14 protein-coding genes are annotated in these 14,871 nt (G+C 64.2%); 7 read left to right on the top strand and 7 right to left on the bottom strand.

Annotated features, from left to right (window positions below):
* Positions 1-212: 212 nt before the first annotated feature.
* Positions 213-698, bottom strand: coding sequence for a DUF4254 domain-containing protein (locus KV110_RS17550; RefSeq protein WP_246634746.1), 486 nt, complete (start codon positions 696-698; stop codon positions 213-215).
* A gap of 433 nt (positions 699-1,131) precedes the next feature.
* Between KV110_RS17550 and KV110_RS42075 the strand changes: the two genes are divergently transcribed.
* The 6 genes from KV110_RS42075 (at position 1,132) to KV110_RS17525 (ending at position 6,882) form a co-directional block, all read left to right on the top strand.
* Entirely contained in the window at positions 1,132-1,881 is a 750-nt protein-coding gene (locus KV110_RS42075; RefSeq protein WP_357941859.1) for a substrate-binding domain-containing protein, read from the top strand.
* Positions 1,766-2,701 (top strand): carbohydrate ABC transporter permease, encoded by a 936-nt coding sequence (locus KV110_RS17545; RefSeq protein ID WP_357941856.1) that lies wholly within the window; start codon positions 1,766-1,768, stop codon positions 2,699-2,701. The genes KV110_RS42075 and KV110_RS17545 overlap by 116 nt, the downstream gene beginning before the upstream one ends.
* The gene (locus KV110_RS17540; RefSeq protein ID WP_218472358.1) at positions 2,701-3,579 is read left to right on the top strand and encodes a carbohydrate ABC transporter permease; all 879 of its coding nucleotides are present in this window, start codon (positions 2,701-2,703) and stop codon (positions 3,577-3,579) included. Before KV110_RS17545 ends, KV110_RS17540 begins: the two co-directional genes overlap by 1 nt.
* Positions 3,580-3,639: 60 nt before the next feature.
* Positions 3,640-3,852: a hypothetical protein gene (locus KV110_RS17535; RefSeq protein ID WP_218477334.1), complete on the top strand. Its 213-nt coding sequence runs from the start codon at positions 3,640-3,642 to the stop codon at positions 3,850-3,852.
* Between the two features lie 31 nt (positions 3,853-3,883).
* Complete coding sequence (locus tag KV110_RS17530; protein WP_218477333.1) at positions 3,884-5,470, top strand: WXG100-like domain-containing protein; 1,587 nt, start codon at positions 3,884-3,886, stop codon at positions 5,468-5,470.
* Between the two features lie 107 nt (positions 5,471-5,577).
* A complete protein-coding gene (locus tag KV110_RS17525) occupies positions 5,578-6,882 on the top strand; it encodes a hypothetical protein (protein WP_218477332.1) in 1,305 nt (434 codons plus the stop codon).
* A gap of 27 nt (positions 6,883-6,909) precedes the next feature.
* On the opposite strand, the gene KV110_RS17520 is transcribed toward KV110_RS17525, so the two are convergent.
* From KV110_RS17520 to KV110_RS17500, 5 genes are all read right to left on the bottom strand, one after another.
* Entirely contained in the window at positions 6,910-8,136 is a 1,227-nt protein-coding gene (locus KV110_RS17520; protein WP_218477331.1) for a helix-turn-helix domain-containing protein, read from the bottom strand.
* 143 nt (positions 8,137-8,279) lie between these two features.
* Positions 8,280-9,188 carry a polyprenyl synthetase family protein gene (locus KV110_RS17515; protein WP_218477330.1) on the bottom strand — a complete coding sequence of 303 codons (909 nt, stop codon included), beginning with the start codon at positions 9,186-9,188 and terminating at the stop codon, positions 8,280-8,282.
* A 287-nt stretch (positions 9,189-9,475) separates the two neighbouring features.
* Positions 9,476-9,901, bottom strand: a complete 426-nt coding sequence (locus tag KV110_RS17510; protein WP_218477329.1) for a helix-turn-helix domain-containing protein — start codon at positions 9,899-9,901, stop codon at positions 9,476-9,478.
* A 479-nt stretch (positions 9,902-10,380) separates the two neighbouring features.
* Positions 10,381-10,950, bottom strand: a complete 570-nt coding sequence (locus tag KV110_RS17505; protein ID WP_246634605.1) for a dihydrofolate reductase family protein — start codon at positions 10,948-10,950, stop codon at positions 10,381-10,383.
* A gap of 105 nt (positions 10,951-11,055) precedes the next feature.
* Positions 11,056-11,865, bottom strand: a complete 810-nt coding sequence (locus KV110_RS17500; RefSeq protein ID WP_246634604.1) for a MerR family transcriptional regulator — start codon at positions 11,863-11,865, stop codon at positions 11,056-11,058.
* Positions 11,866-11,987: 122 nt separating this feature from the next.
* Between KV110_RS17500 and KV110_RS17495 the strand changes: the two genes are divergently transcribed.
* On the top strand, positions 11,988-12,383 hold the full coding sequence (locus KV110_RS17495; protein WP_218477328.1) for a DUF1707 SHOCT-like domain-containing protein: 396 nt from the start codon (positions 11,988-11,990) through the stop codon (positions 12,381-12,383).
* Here the strand turns inward: KV110_RS17495 and KV110_RS17490 are convergent.
* Positions 12,356-14,755: a serine/threonine-protein kinase gene (locus KV110_RS17490; protein ID WP_218477327.1), complete on the bottom strand. Its 2,400-nt coding sequence runs from the start codon at positions 14,753-14,755 to the stop codon at positions 12,356-12,358. The two genes, KV110_RS17495 and KV110_RS17490, sit on opposite strands and share 28 nt — an antisense overlap.
* Positions 14,756-14,871 lie beyond the last annotated feature (116 nt).

The following is a 14,871-nucleotide window of genomic DNA, read 5'->3' as shown; positions in this document are numbered from 1 at the left end:
ACTCCTCGTCGTGAACCTGCCCTCATCGGGGCAAACTGTCGGGTCTGGCGAGCGTCGGCTGCATTCGGCGCGACCGCCGAAGCAACTTCATAACGCGTCCGCCGTACCGCCCCACGTCGCATTCGAGCGACGTCGGGGGTCATGTGCCGACTTGCGCGACTCAGCTTACGCGCGTCCCAAGATTGGGAAGCGGCAGCGGGATCGATGGAAACTCAGACAAGTCGGCGCCGCCCGTCCGTTACCTCGGCGACAAGATCGCCATACTGAATCTCCAATTCGGCGAGCCGAACCCACGCCGCATGTGTCTCCGTGCCTGCCGGGCCGTCCCGCTCCAGCGCGTCCAGCACCCGCGCGGCAGCGGCTGCCATCCGGTCGATCAACATCCCGACCGATTCGGGATGAAGGCGCGCACTGCCGTTCCGGCACGGCGCGGCGCGGGTGACCCACTCATCGATGCAAGCGACTATTTCCGCTCGGCGGCCATCGATTTCGCTGCAACTGAGAGGCTGACTACGGCGGCGGCGATGCAACTGCACAAGACTGTGCGCCTCTCGGCACAGCGGTCCACAGGACCCGTCGCCAGAAAAGGAGCCACACAATGCGACAATCAACTCCGCCTTGGTGGCCAGTAGCAAATTACGCAAGATAACAGCCTCGATCTCCGGCGACTCTCGCCGTTGTCCGCATGTAATATCCATCAGTCGGCCCCGCAATCCGAAGCGGACCCAGCCTCAGGAGCAGCTGACGGGCGAGTTGTCCACTCCGATATCTAGCGTGCACCCCCGACCCCGGCATGAGCTTCCCACTGCTGAGAAATTACTTGTCACGTCTGTGTGACACCCTTTTCGTCACTCTTCTGCACGACCGATCCAGTGGCAGGGCACATTTGACGGAAGCTGTCCTGAATTCTCTGCTTTTCTGCAATGCCAGAGCAATCGTATGGACTCTCAACCGCGATACGATTGACACCAATGAACTCGACGCGTTTCACAATGCCACGAGCTTCGTCGAGCCGAACATCATCGACCTAGGTTCCCAACAGTGGTAAGTCCACTCCAGCGGGCAGACTGAAACCGCATCACCCATGAGCTTCACTGTCCGCGCTTTGCTGAGACTGGAGCAGCAGCCGGCGTGCCGCTGGTGTTCATCGACCGTCCCGCGTCGGGTGTCGCAGCAGATGCGTACTCGCCAACGGCTTCGCGGTGGCTATGCCGCTGCGGCCCACCCACTTCGGAACAGCCAGCGCCGCATCGGCGTCATCGGCGTTATACCGACGCGCAACGACTACGCGGCGTTCGAGGCACGAAGGCAGCGAGTCGACCCAAGCCTCATCCGCTCGACATGACGAGCTCGGCCGAGGCACAGGCCGCCACCGATAGCCTGCTCGGGCTGGTCGAGCCGCCGACCGCATTAGGCTGCTGTCCGCGCCTTGCACGCGCAGAACGTCAGCGACGAGCGCGCCTGGTCGGCTTCGACGACTTCGAATTCGCAGACCTGCTGCGACCGTCGGTCACAGGCACGGCCCACGACGCTACCGCGATGGGCCGGATGGCGACCGAACTGCTGCTGGCGCCCATCAACGGCGACGACACCGTCCCCTCACAGCACACTCTGCCGGTACGGCTCCTCGCCAGGACTCGGGCGAGAGCTTCCCTCTCCGCAGACCGGTGCACTGCGTCCAGATTCCCGCCGCTGGGAAGGCTGGATAGTAGTGCAGGCATGGTCGAACGGTGCACATCGAACAGGCAGGATCGGAGTGGTTTACGTGATTCGTTCATGGAGACCATGGCTTTACGTCGCGCCAACGCTGGTAGCGCTCACAGTGGTCGTCGGATATCCGGTGCTGCTCGCGTTACTCAGCTCGTTTCAGGCCGACGATAAATTGCAAGACGGGACAGGCCTTTTCGTTCCGGATCACACCATCGGACTCTACAACTATTCGCATTGGCTACTGGGTTACTGTCGGATGGCCACCGGAGGCCTCGCGTCCTGCCCAACCGGCAACTTGGGTTCGCAATTCTGGTCGGCCATCGGTGTGACGCTGTTCTTCACACTGGTCACCGTTACGTTCGAAGTCCTACTCGGTCTGGGTATGGCGATGGTAATGGGCAAGACATTTCGCGGCAGGGCGTTGCTGCGCGCCGCGGTGCTGATTCCGTGGGCGATCCCGACCGCGGTCACGGCGCGGTTGTGGGAGTTCATGTTCCAGTACGACGGCGTGGTGAACCGGGTGCTCGGCACGCACATCCTGTGGACCTCCGATGCATGGCCCGCGCGGTTCGCGGTGATCGTGGCCGACGTCTGGAAGACGACGCCGTTCATGGCCTTGCTGCTGCTGGCGGGATTGCAGGTGATCCCGGCCGACGTGTACGAGGCCGCCAAGGTCGATGGCGCCTCGGCCTGGCAGCGGTTCACCCGGATCACGCTGCCGCTGCTGAAGCCCGCCCTGCTGGTCGCGGTGCTGTTCCGGACCATGGACGCGCTGCGCATGTACGACCTGCCCGCGATCATGACGTTGGGCAACCCGGCCACCCGCACGATATCGATGCTGGTGGTCGAACAGGGCCGGCAAGGCCCCAACAGCGCCGCCGCCCTCTCGGTGATCACCTTTGTGCTTATCTTCGCAGTGGCGTTCTTCCTAGTACGGGTTCTGGGAGCCAACGCGGTTCGCGTTCAGGAAGAACAGCGGGAGGCGCACTGATGTCGGTTCGGACTGCTGAAAAGCCTGCCGGGCAATCGGTTCCGTGGACCCAGCGGCTTCGTTCGGTGCGGCTGTACGTGGGCGTGGCGATCGTGCTGATCTGGGGACTCGGGCCGTTCTACTGGATGGCCGTCACCGCGTTCCGCGATCCCGATTACACCTTCGGCGGCCCGCCGTGGCCGACACACCTCACGCTGGAGAACTTCCGCAACGCGTTCGACACCAGCCGCGGCAACAACTTCGGCAAGGCGCTGGCCAACAGCGTGATCATCGGCTCGGTCACCACCGTGATCGCGTTGGTGCTCGGCGTGCTCGGCGCGTACGCGCTGGCGCGGCTCACCTTCCGCGGCAAGTACCTGGTGTCGGGGCTGATCCTGAGCGCGTCGATGTTCCCGGTGGTCGTGCTGGTCACCCCGCTGTTCCAGCTGTTCACCAATCTCGGCTGGATCGGCAAGTACCAGGCGATGATCATCCCGAACATCTCGTTCGTGCTGCCGATGACCGTCTACATTCTCGCCTCGTTCTTCGCCGAGCTGCCGTGGGAACTCGAAGAGGCCGCACGGATCGACGGCGCCACCAAATTGCAGGCGTTCCGGCTGGTGATGCTGCCGCTGGCGGCGCCGGCCGTGTTCACCACCGCGATCCTGGCGTTCATCGCCGCGGTCAACGAATACCTGTTGGCCCGACTGCTTTCCAGCGGCGCCACCGAGCCGGTGACCGTCGCGGTCGCCCGGTTCTCCGGCAACAACCCGCTGGTCGAGCCGTACGCCGCGATCATGGCCGCGGGCGTCATGGTGTCGATTCCGCTGGTCATCATGGTCCTGCTGTTCCAGCGCCGCATCATCTCCGGCCTCACCGCGGGCGGCGTCAAGAGCTGAGCTTCCCAACCATGGCAACACACCCAACCGACCGGACTCGAGCCGAGGATAATTTTCGTCATGGTCGGCATTCCCGGCAAACAAACCGGCGCCGTCGAACCCGGACAGGCACCAATCGCGGTCGCTGCGGAGGAAGGACCGCTATGGCGACCGGCGTGTGCCGCGGCAACCGTGATCGCGGCGATAGCACTTGTTCTGGTCTCCGACAGCTGGGCGTGGTTGCTGCTGATCCTCGGTGCACCGGTGTACACACCGCGCAAGCACTATCGGTGACTGGGCCGCGGCGAGCCGGCGGTGCATTGGTATGCCGATAGAGATTCCCAGCGAGGTAATCCTCTTCCTCAATTGCTGCGGGGTTCCGTATCCCGACGTCGATGAAGACCAAGTCCGCGAGCTCGCCCGCCATGTACGGGATTTCTCCTCCAACGTGGGCCAAACGCAGGAGTCCGCGACCATCGTCATTCGCGATATGGGCTCGGTCTACTCGGGGCATTCCTACGAGCAGTTGGTCACGGCCTGGGCGGCCATGAATACGCAGCATATGGCCGAGTTGCAGCGCACCTGTGCCGCCGTGGCGAAGGCCATTGATGTCACAGCCGACGTCATAACCGCGGTGAAGGTGGTGGTACTGGCCGAACTCGCCGCCCTGGCAGCGAGTTACGCGACCGCCCTGGCGGCTTCCGTGGTTACCTATGGTGCCTCCGCGGCCCTGAGCGCAGCCATCACGGCGGCCGCGCGCCGACTGTGCCAGGCGATGCAGCAGATGCTGATCGCCTACATTCTGGCCGAGGTGATCAGCAGAGCAATCGAGCCGCTCGAGGACGCAGTCGGACGAATGGTCGATCGATTCGCCTACGGTGCACTCCAGGGTGCCCTGGGGGTGCCTGCGTCCACCACGCCTCTGCACATCGAGGCCGACGAGATCGGGCACTACGCCGACGTCCTCGACCAACACGCCGCCGAAATGATCAAGCACGGTGCCGACCTCGCCGACAAACTGGCGAGACTGGATTACGTCTCACCAAGTGGGCGGGAACTCGCCGTGCCAGAACAACTCCCGAGCGCCGGCCTGACACCGCCACTAGCAGCGGAGCCGCGCGCCGACCCACCGGATCGAAGATTCGGATCACCTCCCCACGGCCAGGTTGATCCGACGCAACACGGCGCGCGAACGTCCGGATCGCACCAGCAGAACGAAATAGAGCCGGGTAACGATAATCCGGAATATGCCAAAGAACCCACGCCCGGGACTTCCCGCGACCCGCGCACTTCGACACCACCGCGCGGCGATACTTCGGCGCTGACACCGGCACGCACGGCTGAATACGGTTCTGCCCTAATGGGTGTGATGCCCGCATTGGCCTGGACCGAGTCCGTCGGCTTATCCGGGCTCGGCATCGACTCCGGCCGCACCAGTTCCCCCGACACCGCCGCAGTCAGCCTGGGGGAGAATTCTATCTCCACCGAGTTCCGAACGTCCGCAGGCAGCACGGCAGCCGCCCCGCAGTTCTCGCAGACGGGTCCTGATCAGCCGCCGACCACTCCATGGGAACACCCGCGAGCAGGCTTCAGTGGGGCCACGAACACACCTGGCACGCCCCAATCCAGAGCTGCAAGCCGCCCGAGAGGCCCTCGGATACGATCCCGAGGGGGGGTCACCACACCCTGGTCGAGACCGAACAACACACCGGGCGTCGCCTCCACCACGTCACCGCTTCCCACATCCGCAGAAGCCGCGCCTGATCGTGACCGCGACCGGGCGCCGCGCCGCATTCCAGACCCTGCGAAAACGGTTGTCTCCGAACCAAACTCGACACCTGGGGTAAAGTCCATGCCCAACGAAGCTAGGACAGCCGCGACCGCCGACAACGAGCTACGTAGGCCGAAATAGAAGAACCTGACATCACACACCTGCGTGTAGCGTTCTGCGGACTCGAATTACCCTGGCTGGGAATATGTTTCGTTCGGCGGCAGTTGTCCGTTGCTACCATCTCCGCCGTGACTTCCATCGAGGAACGACGGGCCGAACTGGTCGAAGCGACTCGGGCGGAACTAGTTGAGAAGATAGCGCGTTATCTGCCGGAGCCAGAGGTACGTGCGTATTACACCTGGGCTCTGTCGACAGCGAACCCGGAGCGTGAATTGTTCACGCGAATCATCGCTTTGACGCAATTGGGCAACCTCACCGCACGAATCCTCAATCAGTTGCCTGGCCCCCAAGATTGGTCGACCGTGCGCCGATACACCGTCTCGATGAATATCTACCAAATCTTTGAGGTAATTTCGGACAATCTCGCGATCGGGCTCGGGTCGGTGCGGCCTGGTGCAATGTCGACGACACGGAATGCGCTGGTCGCCTTCAACACGATCATGGCCGCGGAACTCCGGCATCCTTCGAAGCGGGACGCCGCCGCTCTGCTCGCGGACCTCCGGGGCCCCTGCGCGGAAACATCGACCTTCGTACAGAGCCTGACCGCAGGCGATCAGGCGCGGATGGTCGCGCAATATATCGCAACAACGGGCACCGAAGCGACCGAGCGCGTGCTGGAGCACTCGACGTGGAGCGGGCTGGCGGCCAACCTCCAATCGGGACGCGATGTGTTGGCTGCGATCGCGGGTACACACGGCGAACCATTCATGCGAGCGAAGCTGATCGAGCGGTATGAGGCCGTCAACCGCACACTCACCTGCGATCGACTGTCGCGGACAGAGCTCGTTGAAACCGGCGGGCAGGCAATACTTGCCACCCCGACGCTCGGGTACTACGCGACGGTCTTCGGTGAGATAGACCATCCGGATCATGGCTACCGCGAAGCATTGCGCGACGGAACGCTCATCACCGCACTGGACACTGCATCCGTGCTTGTCCGTTTACTCAACGACATCGGCACGCCTCTACTGACGATGGCACGACAACGGCGGACCGAGCTCATTCGTGATCTCCAGCAACGCAATCTGACCACTGACGCGAACGATGCTGTGACCCTGCTGACCCGCACGACCGACGCGGTAGCGTTCAACCGTATCCACAAAGACGTGATCAACGGCGAATTCAATGTCTGTCTCTACGACGTGTACCGCTGCCACGGCCTCACCGACGGTCTCGCCGCCCTCCTGGACAACTTGAACTTCTTCGCCGATCTCTACACTCGGCAGCGCATGACACTCGCCATGCAGCTCATACGTCTCGACCGGCGACTACGCGATCGCCGAATCACCGAGGTGACAAGGCGTTTCGTCGCCTTCCACGAACAACTCTACTCCCACCGCTACGATTCGCTGGCTGGCGACTACGCGATCTGATCACGCGTCGGGGCCGCGCGGCCCACCTCATGGCGACCTGGGCCGTTCCAGCCCAGCCAGCGCGAATAGTCGCGTTACCTCATGGGCGACAAGCTGATTCCCGCACCCGATGCGCTGCAGAGCACGGTGCGCGGCTCGGTTGAACCGCAGTTCCTCCGGGCAGGCGGCTGCGGCCTTGGTCAGCGAGAACACCGCCCCGACGTCGTCGCCGCCGGTTGCGAACGCCTCCGCCATGGCAATGTAGTACCGCGCCCGACCCTCGACCGGATAATCTGGCGTAAGCTCGGTCTCCGCGCCGATCTTGACGGCACCGTCCGCGTCGTCGCTGCCAGTGGAGATCTCCATGCAGGCGATGTCGATTTCCGTCTGCCCGAACGTAACTCCCGGTATCCGACCATCCCTACCGAGCTCGTCGGCAATACGCTTAGCCCCCGCCAGCCGCCGCTCCGCGTCTGCCAAATCGTGTTCTGCAGCCGATGCCCGTGCCCCGAGCAGATGGAACGCGCCCGACACGATTGTCCGATCGACAGAGTTGGGCACCGCGTCGACCAAGGTTGCCGAACTCGCCACGCATTCAAGACACAGTCCCGTCTCGCCAATATGCAGCAGCGAACAACCGAAATGCCATGCGGCGGTGGCTACTTCGATCGGACTGTCGGCCAGGCCAGCGAGTTCCATTGCGCGGTCCGCGACTATCCACGCGAGGTCGTCGGCGCCGATTCCGGTACATACTTCCCGCGCGAGATGATATGCGGACACCTGTAGCGATGCGTTCGCGGAGTCATTCACGTGCAGGTAAAGCAACCGGCTCGCCGATACTACGGCGGGCAGCTTTTCCAGCACCGTCGTATAGCGCCGCGGCGATTCGTGCCAGGCTCTCCGACAACTCGCTAGTTCCGTCGCCACCGACAGCAGATCGAGTGACAGCGCGGATGTGTCCTGCACCCGGAATCGGGGATGGCCGAGGATCGCTTGCCGAAGTTTCCTGGCAACTTCGCCGCCCATTGTATTTCCGTCACCGCTCGCCCCGGCACGCCGCTCGATCAGTATATTGTGGTCGAAGCCCAGCACCTCGGACAGCGCTAAGATCACCTCCACGCTGTCGAGCCGACAGCGACCTGATTCGACCAGTCGCAGCCACTCCTCGCTGCGCCCGACCAAACCGGCCACCACCCGTCGCGATAGCCCCTTCTCGGCACGACGCATTTTTACGAGTCGCCCCACGGTGAATTGCCTCGTTCCCGACTGATCCATAGCACGCAATTCCCTCGAACACCGGCCTAAAACGGATCGGACGACACGTCTCCATCAGCCCAAGCGCGCACAACGATGGCCGACGGCGAAGTGATTATCGCAACCTCGGTCTGCTCGGCGATTCCCAGAACTGGGTAGCCACTTCACTTCTCGCGTCCCCAAACCCCCTGGGCGAGAATCATTAGATCTTCGGTCACCAACCGATCTGGGAGCTCGGCGAGGGCGCGGCGCACCTGCTGTTCCGCCTGCCGCTCGGTGTAGGCACGCCCGCCTGCTCGTTCAATCAGTTCTACTGCGCGATCGGCGTCCTCGGCGTCGAGGGGGTGCTCAGCATCGAACATCCACGCCAACTCGAGGCCCGCGGACGTGCCCGACTCTATTGCTGCGACCACCGGGAGCGAACGTTTGCGACGCTTCACATCGTTGCCAACGGGTTTGCCGCTCAGCCGGGGCTGGCCCCATATCCCGAGGAGATCGTCGGTGAACTGGAACGCCAGACCGAGGCGGCGGCCGAAGGCGTCCATCGCGGATACCGTTTCCGCGTCGGCGCCGGCGCAGCATGCACCGAGCGCACAGGAGCAGCCCATCAATGCCCCGGTTTTGCCCGCAACCATTTGCAGGTAGTCGTTGACGGTAATCCCCTCCCGCGTCTCGAACGCACAATCCTCCTGCTGCCCACGGCACAACTCGACCATGGTCGCCGCGAGACGCGAGACAACCTCCGCAGCAATATGTTTCGCGCAGCCCTCAACTGCGGTGCGCACCGCGAGTGCCTGCAGCGCATCCCCGAGCAGCATGGCGTCGGTGATACCCCACACACTCCACACGGTGGGACGTCCCCGGCGGGTGAGGTCGCGGTCCATGATGTCGTCGTGCACCAACGTAAAATTGTGTACCAATTCGACTGCGGCCCCAGCCGACGCCGCGTCAACGGGCCCGCCGGAACATGCTGCGGCAGAGGCGATCACCAACGCCGCACGCAGCGACTTCCCTGGATCCGCATCGATCTCGAACCCGTCACGATCCCACCAGCCGAAGTGGTACCCAGCCATCCGGCGCAGTGGGTCGGGCAGCGTATACACCGCCGTTCGCAGTATCGGGTCGCACAGCGTGCGAGATCGCCGCAGAATGCCACCTGGGTCCGTCGAACCACCGGACAACCATGAATCCGAGATAGCCACAAGCCGCGCTCTCACCTGCCATCGACAGAACCACCCGCCTTCTCGATGAGCCTATGTCGAGCGTTAATCCGCTGATCCAAAGCCGCTTTGGGTGGCCCGGACATTCAAACGGTGTGGTCGGACGCCAAGAAATGTTGGATACGACCCGGTCAACGTCCTTAGGCGTCAGGTTCGTGTCCGGATTGCTGCCGGACACGGTGCAGGAGGTCAGCCGGAATATGCCCGATGATGTCGGACCGCGAGGAAACCATCAGCTTCTGCAGGATCAAACTCACCTGCGCGTCGACGGTGCGGACCGATCGATCGCGTCGGACCGCGATCGCACTGTTCGGCCGTCCCGCGGCGGCAAGCACGGCGACATCGCGCTCCGCTGGCGACAACGTCTCCCATAAGCTCGATGCGCGGTGCGCTGCAGTGTGTTCGGTCGGCTCACGACCGATGGTCAACAGGCCGAGCGCATAGCGCGGCAATTCATCGAACTCGGGCCGCAACTGTGACCCGCGGGCCGCAGCAGCGACCCGCTGCTGCCTGTCGAGCACCGCCTTGGTGGCCTCGAGGATCGGCCGTATGTGCGCGGTGAGCACCGGAACCTAATCGAATTCGATTCCTACGGATCGGTATCCAGCGGCGAACCCGGCTCCGAGGTGCACGATCTCGGTCGCCATCGGTGTCAGTTCGGCACGGGTAGCGCCCACGGCCAACCGATCACAGGCCGTACGACCACGCGATGACGTCCCGACACCGCGATGCCGGGCCTCGGTTTCCAAGTTGGCGCCACCTGTCCACCGCAGGCGACGGTCGTTCTCGCCGCCGGTCAGCTCGCGCAGTACCCGGGCGGCCGGCCGGTGCAGCAACCTCGCCGCAGCCAGACGGATGAACAGCGGATTGTGGTCGACATGCCGACAGATGCGCCCGGCGGCGGTGAGTTCGCCGGGATCATCGGAGATGGGCGCCCGGTAAGTTCGGCACGTCGCCGGAACAGCTCCACAGCGGCGGCAGCGGCGCGACCTTCACGAGGTGCTCGTGCAGCCGCCCGACCTGCTCACGGCAGGTCGCCAGGATCTTACGCTGCGTTGGCCAGCTGCTCGTAGTGGAACTGCACGACGGCGCTGTCGTAGGTCATCACATCCAGCAGCCGTAGACCTGCCCGATCTACGCCCGGGAACAGCGGAACACCTCCGCCGAGCAGGACCGGATGGACGAACAGCCGATATTCATCGACCAGGTCGTGCGCGATGAACGTCGCCGCGGTCTGCACGCCGCCGAACAGCACCATCCGACACCCCCGCTGCGCCCGCAGCTCACCGATCTCTTCGACGAGGTCACTGACGACCCTGGTATCCCACTCGACGGTGCGCAAGGTCCGGGAGAAGACGATCTTGGGTGTCTTCTTCCAGCAGCGCGCGAACTCGACATAGAAGGGCGAAATCGCCGGGTCGCGATCCGCCGTGGGCCAGAACGACGCCATGATCTCGTAGGTTTTGCGCCCGTAGAGGAACACGTCAGCCTCGGTCAACCGGTCCAGGTAGGACTCGCACAACTCTTCATCCACGACCGGCCAGTGCACATCGTCGTCCGGTCCCTGAGCAAACCCGTCCAGGGACATCTGCATCCACAACATCACATTTCCCATGACACACCCCTCACCTACTTCCTCGGGTGACACGCCGCTACAACGTGTGACAAAGCGATTCTCGGAGGCAAGCTGTCGTTGCGCATCGGTATGCGCGAGGAATGCCTACTTAAGTAGATCTCGAGTAGACAACGCCTCGGCGAGTTCTGAATCGCTGTCTAGGTACCGGGCCACGGATCGGACGACAAGTTCCGTCGTTATCTGGCCTGCCGCCCGCTTGATCTCCGTCAGCCGCTCGGTGAGCTCGGCGGCGTCGGCCGGGGATTGTTCGGACTGCTGGTAGGTATGCCATGCGGTCTGCCGGAACAGCTCCACGAAGCTACGGGCCATGCGATCGGAATCCGCTCTGAGCCGGTCCAGCTCGTCCAGCAGATCGGTGTGAGAGATACCAAGCGCGCTCAATTGGTCGAGGATCCGGCTGAAGTTGGCGTCGACCACCCGATAGGTCGTCGCATCGACGGGCTCGTACAGTCCGGCCGCGACGACACGGGCCAGACCGTCAGGAATATCGCTGAAGCGCTCGGCAAGCTCTGTCGCCGCGATCGTGCCGGTCGCGGATGTGCCGCTCGGTGTCGGCTCACCCACCCCGAGGATCGCGCCGAGGTCATCGCCGCGGTCCCAGGCGTTGAGCAACTCTCTGATGCCGTTGATCTTTATACCCCGGTCCAGCAGGCGGCTGATCGTGCGAACCCGGTTCAGGTGCTCCGGCCCATAGAATCCTGTCCGCCCCTTCACCTGGGGAGGCGGCAACACTCCCCGCTCGTGGTAAACACGGACACTGCGTACGGTCGTGCCTGCCTCGCGCGCCAATTCGTCGATCGTGTACTCAACACCCGCGGACATACCGTCAAGCAAACCACACGATCCGACGATGTTCGCCGTGGCACGGGACGGCGCGCCCCGGCACCAGGTCACGGCACGGCTCCGGAGCTACGGGCTATCCGCAGTTGCCTTCCGTGCCACCCACCTTAAACCCTTCCCGGCCATGGGAATTCGCTCACACCGCGACAATGTTCGGCGCGCCTATCGTCTCCCACATGAACGACATCCCGCAGCCGCGCGTAACCGATACCGAGCGCGAACAGGCGCTGCTGGAACTAACGCAACATCTCAGCGTCGGTAGGCTCGATGTGGCCGAATTCGATGAACGCAGTGCCGCTGCTGCCGCGGCCAGCACACGGGCACAGCTGGCGATGCTGTTCGCCGACCTGCCCGCGGATCCACCGACCGCCTCGCCGCAGCGTGCGGCCGATTGGCTGCCTGCCCGGGCGGCGCTAAGCATGACACTGCTCATCGGGCCCATCCTGGCATTCATCATCGGCGGCTGGCCGGGGTTGTGCGCTGCCGCGGGTGTCGTCGGATCCGGTCTGCTCGTCGTCCTCGCCATCCGAGCACGTCGCGGTCGCTACCATCGCGACCTCGGCCGGACATAGTTGGCGAGATCTACCAGGCGGTAGCGGTGCAGGCGATGTGGTGCGGCCCGGGCGAGGGTCCGCAACCTGATTTCCAGGCCTTCGCACAGTCCACGCTGTGTCATCGGGAAGCCGAGAACCTCCGCGTCCGCCACCACGGTGCGGCCGCGCGCACGCAACCATTCCAGCGCAGCTCCCAGCAGTATCACCTGCAACTGTAGGGCCCGCGGTTCCTCACGCAGCGCCGCGAGACAGTTCGACACGTCGCTGAGGTCACCCTCCGAAACGTCGGTGATCGGTCGCGCGAGGCGCAGCAGGCAGCTCGTCATCCGCGCCATACCGTAAGCCCGGGAACCCTGCGGTACCCCCTCGAGCGCGGTCACGGCACCGGGCGAATCACCCTCGGCCGCGAGCAACCGGGCCAGGCCGAACGCCGCGCTCACCACCCCGTGGTTGGTCTGCCACACCGCCCGGTAGAACTCCCTCGAAAGTCGCTGCCAGCGCTCGCGCTGCGCTGATTCGCGGGGGTGGTGCAAGACGAGTTCGGCGGTGGCCGCCAACGCCAGCACCGGAGCAATCTCACCGGGCAGGATGGTGTACACACGGTCGAAATGCCGGAAGGCACGTTCGGGCGAGCCATCCAGTAGGGCCACCATCGCGGTGTACCACGCGAGGCGCCAGTCGTGGCCGTACCGCGCACGCAGACCGGCAAGCACTTCGCGGGCGCGGGCGCTAGAACCGAGATCCAGTTGTGCCCGCACCTCGATAAGCCCGCTTTCCAGCTCAAAGGATTCCGGCGCGGCGATTGTCCGCGCATCGATGCGGTCCCGCAGGCGCCGTAGCCCATCGAGTGCCCGGAGCGAGTCGCCGTATTGCAGCGGAGACAACAGGTCGACGCTGGGATCTTCACTGTCGATCAGTGGCACCGGCAGCGCGGCAACGACATCCGCCGCGGCGAGCATCGGGGTGCGGTGGATGCCGTCGACCATGCCGTCGGTCTGACCGATGAGCGTGTCGATGCCGAAGTCGCCACGCAGGGCACCGAATTCGACGGAAACCTGAGGGTGTTCCCGCCCGGTCTCCACTGCGAGAACTGTCCGGAGCACCCCGGCGAGCTGGGAGTGCATGGCGTACGCGGAAGGGAAGCGTCGCAACGGATCCCGGTCGGTGGCCCTTAGCAGCAGCCGATGCAGTGACGGGTGCCGCAGCAGCAACGGCTCCTTCTCCGGAGCAGGGATGCCGATCCGGTAGTGCCCCATGTCGTCCTTGGGCAGCTCAAGGATCAGCGCCGCCAGCGTGCGGCCGGCGGTGTAGATGTCGGTGGCAACCGTCGGCCCCGTCTTGGTGATCTCCGGCGCCTGGTAGCCCGGCGTTCCGTAGATGCTGCCGAACGAATCGAAAGCGGCAACGGCGCCCAGATCGATGAGCTTCACCTCATCGCCGGTGACCATGATGTTGTCCGGTTTGAGATCGTTATAGGCGAGGCCGAACGAATGCAGATAGTCCAGAGCCGGAAGAACCTCCATTAGGCACGCGATAGCCTCCGCGACCGGGATGCGCCCCGGTGCGTGCTGATCGAGCAGCTTCTTCAAAGACTGCCCGCCTACATACTCCATGACAATATAGCCGTCCGGAATCTCGCGATTAGACCGATGCCGGACGAAGTTGTAGATCTTGACTACCCCTGAATAGGCCACTTCGGATAGGAACTGGCGTTCGGCGAGGGCAACTACATGAGCCTCGAAGTCGAGCGGGTTCTGCAGGCCCTTCAGCACCACCCACCGATCGCTCACGTTGCGGTCGATCGCAAGGTATATCCAGCCGAGTCCGCCGTGGGCGAGGCAACCCTGCACTTCATACTGGCCTGCCACCACCTCGCCGGGCTCCAGTGTGGGCCGGAAATTGAACGGCGATCCGCACTGAGGGCACGCACCGGTCACCGCGCCCGATTCGGTTCCCGTGGTCCGCCCCACCGGAGCATGACATTTCCAGCAGAACCGTTTGGTCTCGGGCACCTCCGGAACACTCAGCACCGCGTCGAGCGGGTCCACCGACGCCACCTTCGGCATCGCCACCAGGCCCGCGGCCAGCCTGCGCACGCTCGGACGGGATCGGGCGGTGCGCCCGGACCCGGCCTCGGATTCCGCCACACCGGTGCCGACCTGGGTGACCATCGTCCAGCCGGGGTCGGGCATCGGCCCCGTCGACCGACCGGCGTCGGTCGTCGGCACGGCGACCAGTGGACCCGGAGGTGACACCGATGCCTCGATGGTCACCCCGCGCCGGGTCGCCCAAGGATGGGCCATCCGCCGGGGCGGTTCAGTGCCGCGGGTGCGCCGATCAGCCCAAGGGTGCGGCAACGGATCGGCGGTTGCGCCGGAGTCCTCCGCCATGCCGACCTCTCGTGCCCACGCGAATCGAGCTCTAATTGTGGTCCGGAGTCCATCGGATGCGCGTGCACCTATTCCCCACGCTGGGAACCCAGCGTGCATGAAGGAGCGCCCCGGCA

This window comes from Nocardia iowensis, from assembly GCF_019222765.1.
Classification (GTDB): domain Bacteria; phylum Actinomycetota; class Actinomycetes; order Mycobacteriales; family Mycobacteriaceae; genus Nocardia; species Nocardia iowensis.
The sequence above is the reverse complement of the archived record's forward strand: the minus strand, read 5'-3'. Positions and strand labels throughout refer to the sequence as shown.

Excerpts from the sequence above, each read along its gene's own strand:
- KV110_RS17550 (WP_246634746.1), bottom strand. The coding sequence starts at position 698 with ATGGATATTACATGCGGACAACGGCGAGAGTCGCCGGAGATCGAGGCT.
- KV110_RS17490 (WP_218477327.1), bottom strand. The coding sequence starts at position 14,755 with ATGGCGGAGGACTCCGGCGCAACCGCCGATCCGTTGCCGCACCCTTGG.
- KV110_RS17515 (WP_218477330.1), bottom strand. The coding sequence starts at position 9,188 with ATGGCTGGGTACCACTTCGGCTGGTGGGATCGTGACGGGTTCGAGATC.
- KV110_RS17530 (WP_218477333.1), top strand. The coding sequence starts at position 3,884 with ATGCCGATAGAGATTCCCAGCGAGGTAATCCTCTTCCTCAATTGCTGC.
- KV110_RS17540 (WP_218472358.1), top strand. The coding sequence starts at position 2,701 with ATGTCGGTTCGGACTGCTGAAAAGCCTGCCGGGCAATCGGTTCCGTGG.
- KV110_RS17505 (WP_246634605.1), bottom strand. The coding sequence starts at position 10,950 with ATGGGAAATGTGATGTTGTGGATGCAGATGTCCCTGGACGGGTTTGCT.
- KV110_RS17495 (WP_218477328.1), top strand. The coding sequence starts at position 11,988 with ATGAACGACATCCCGCAGCCGCGCGTAACCGATACCGAGCGCGAACAG.
- KV110_RS17535 (WP_218477334.1), top strand. The coding sequence starts at position 3,640 with ATGGTCGGCATTCCCGGCAAACAAACCGGCGCCGTCGAACCCGGACAG.
- KV110_RS17520 (WP_218477331.1), bottom strand. The coding sequence starts at position 8,136 with ATGGATCAGTCGGGAACGAGGCAATTCACCGTGGGGCGACTCGTAAAA.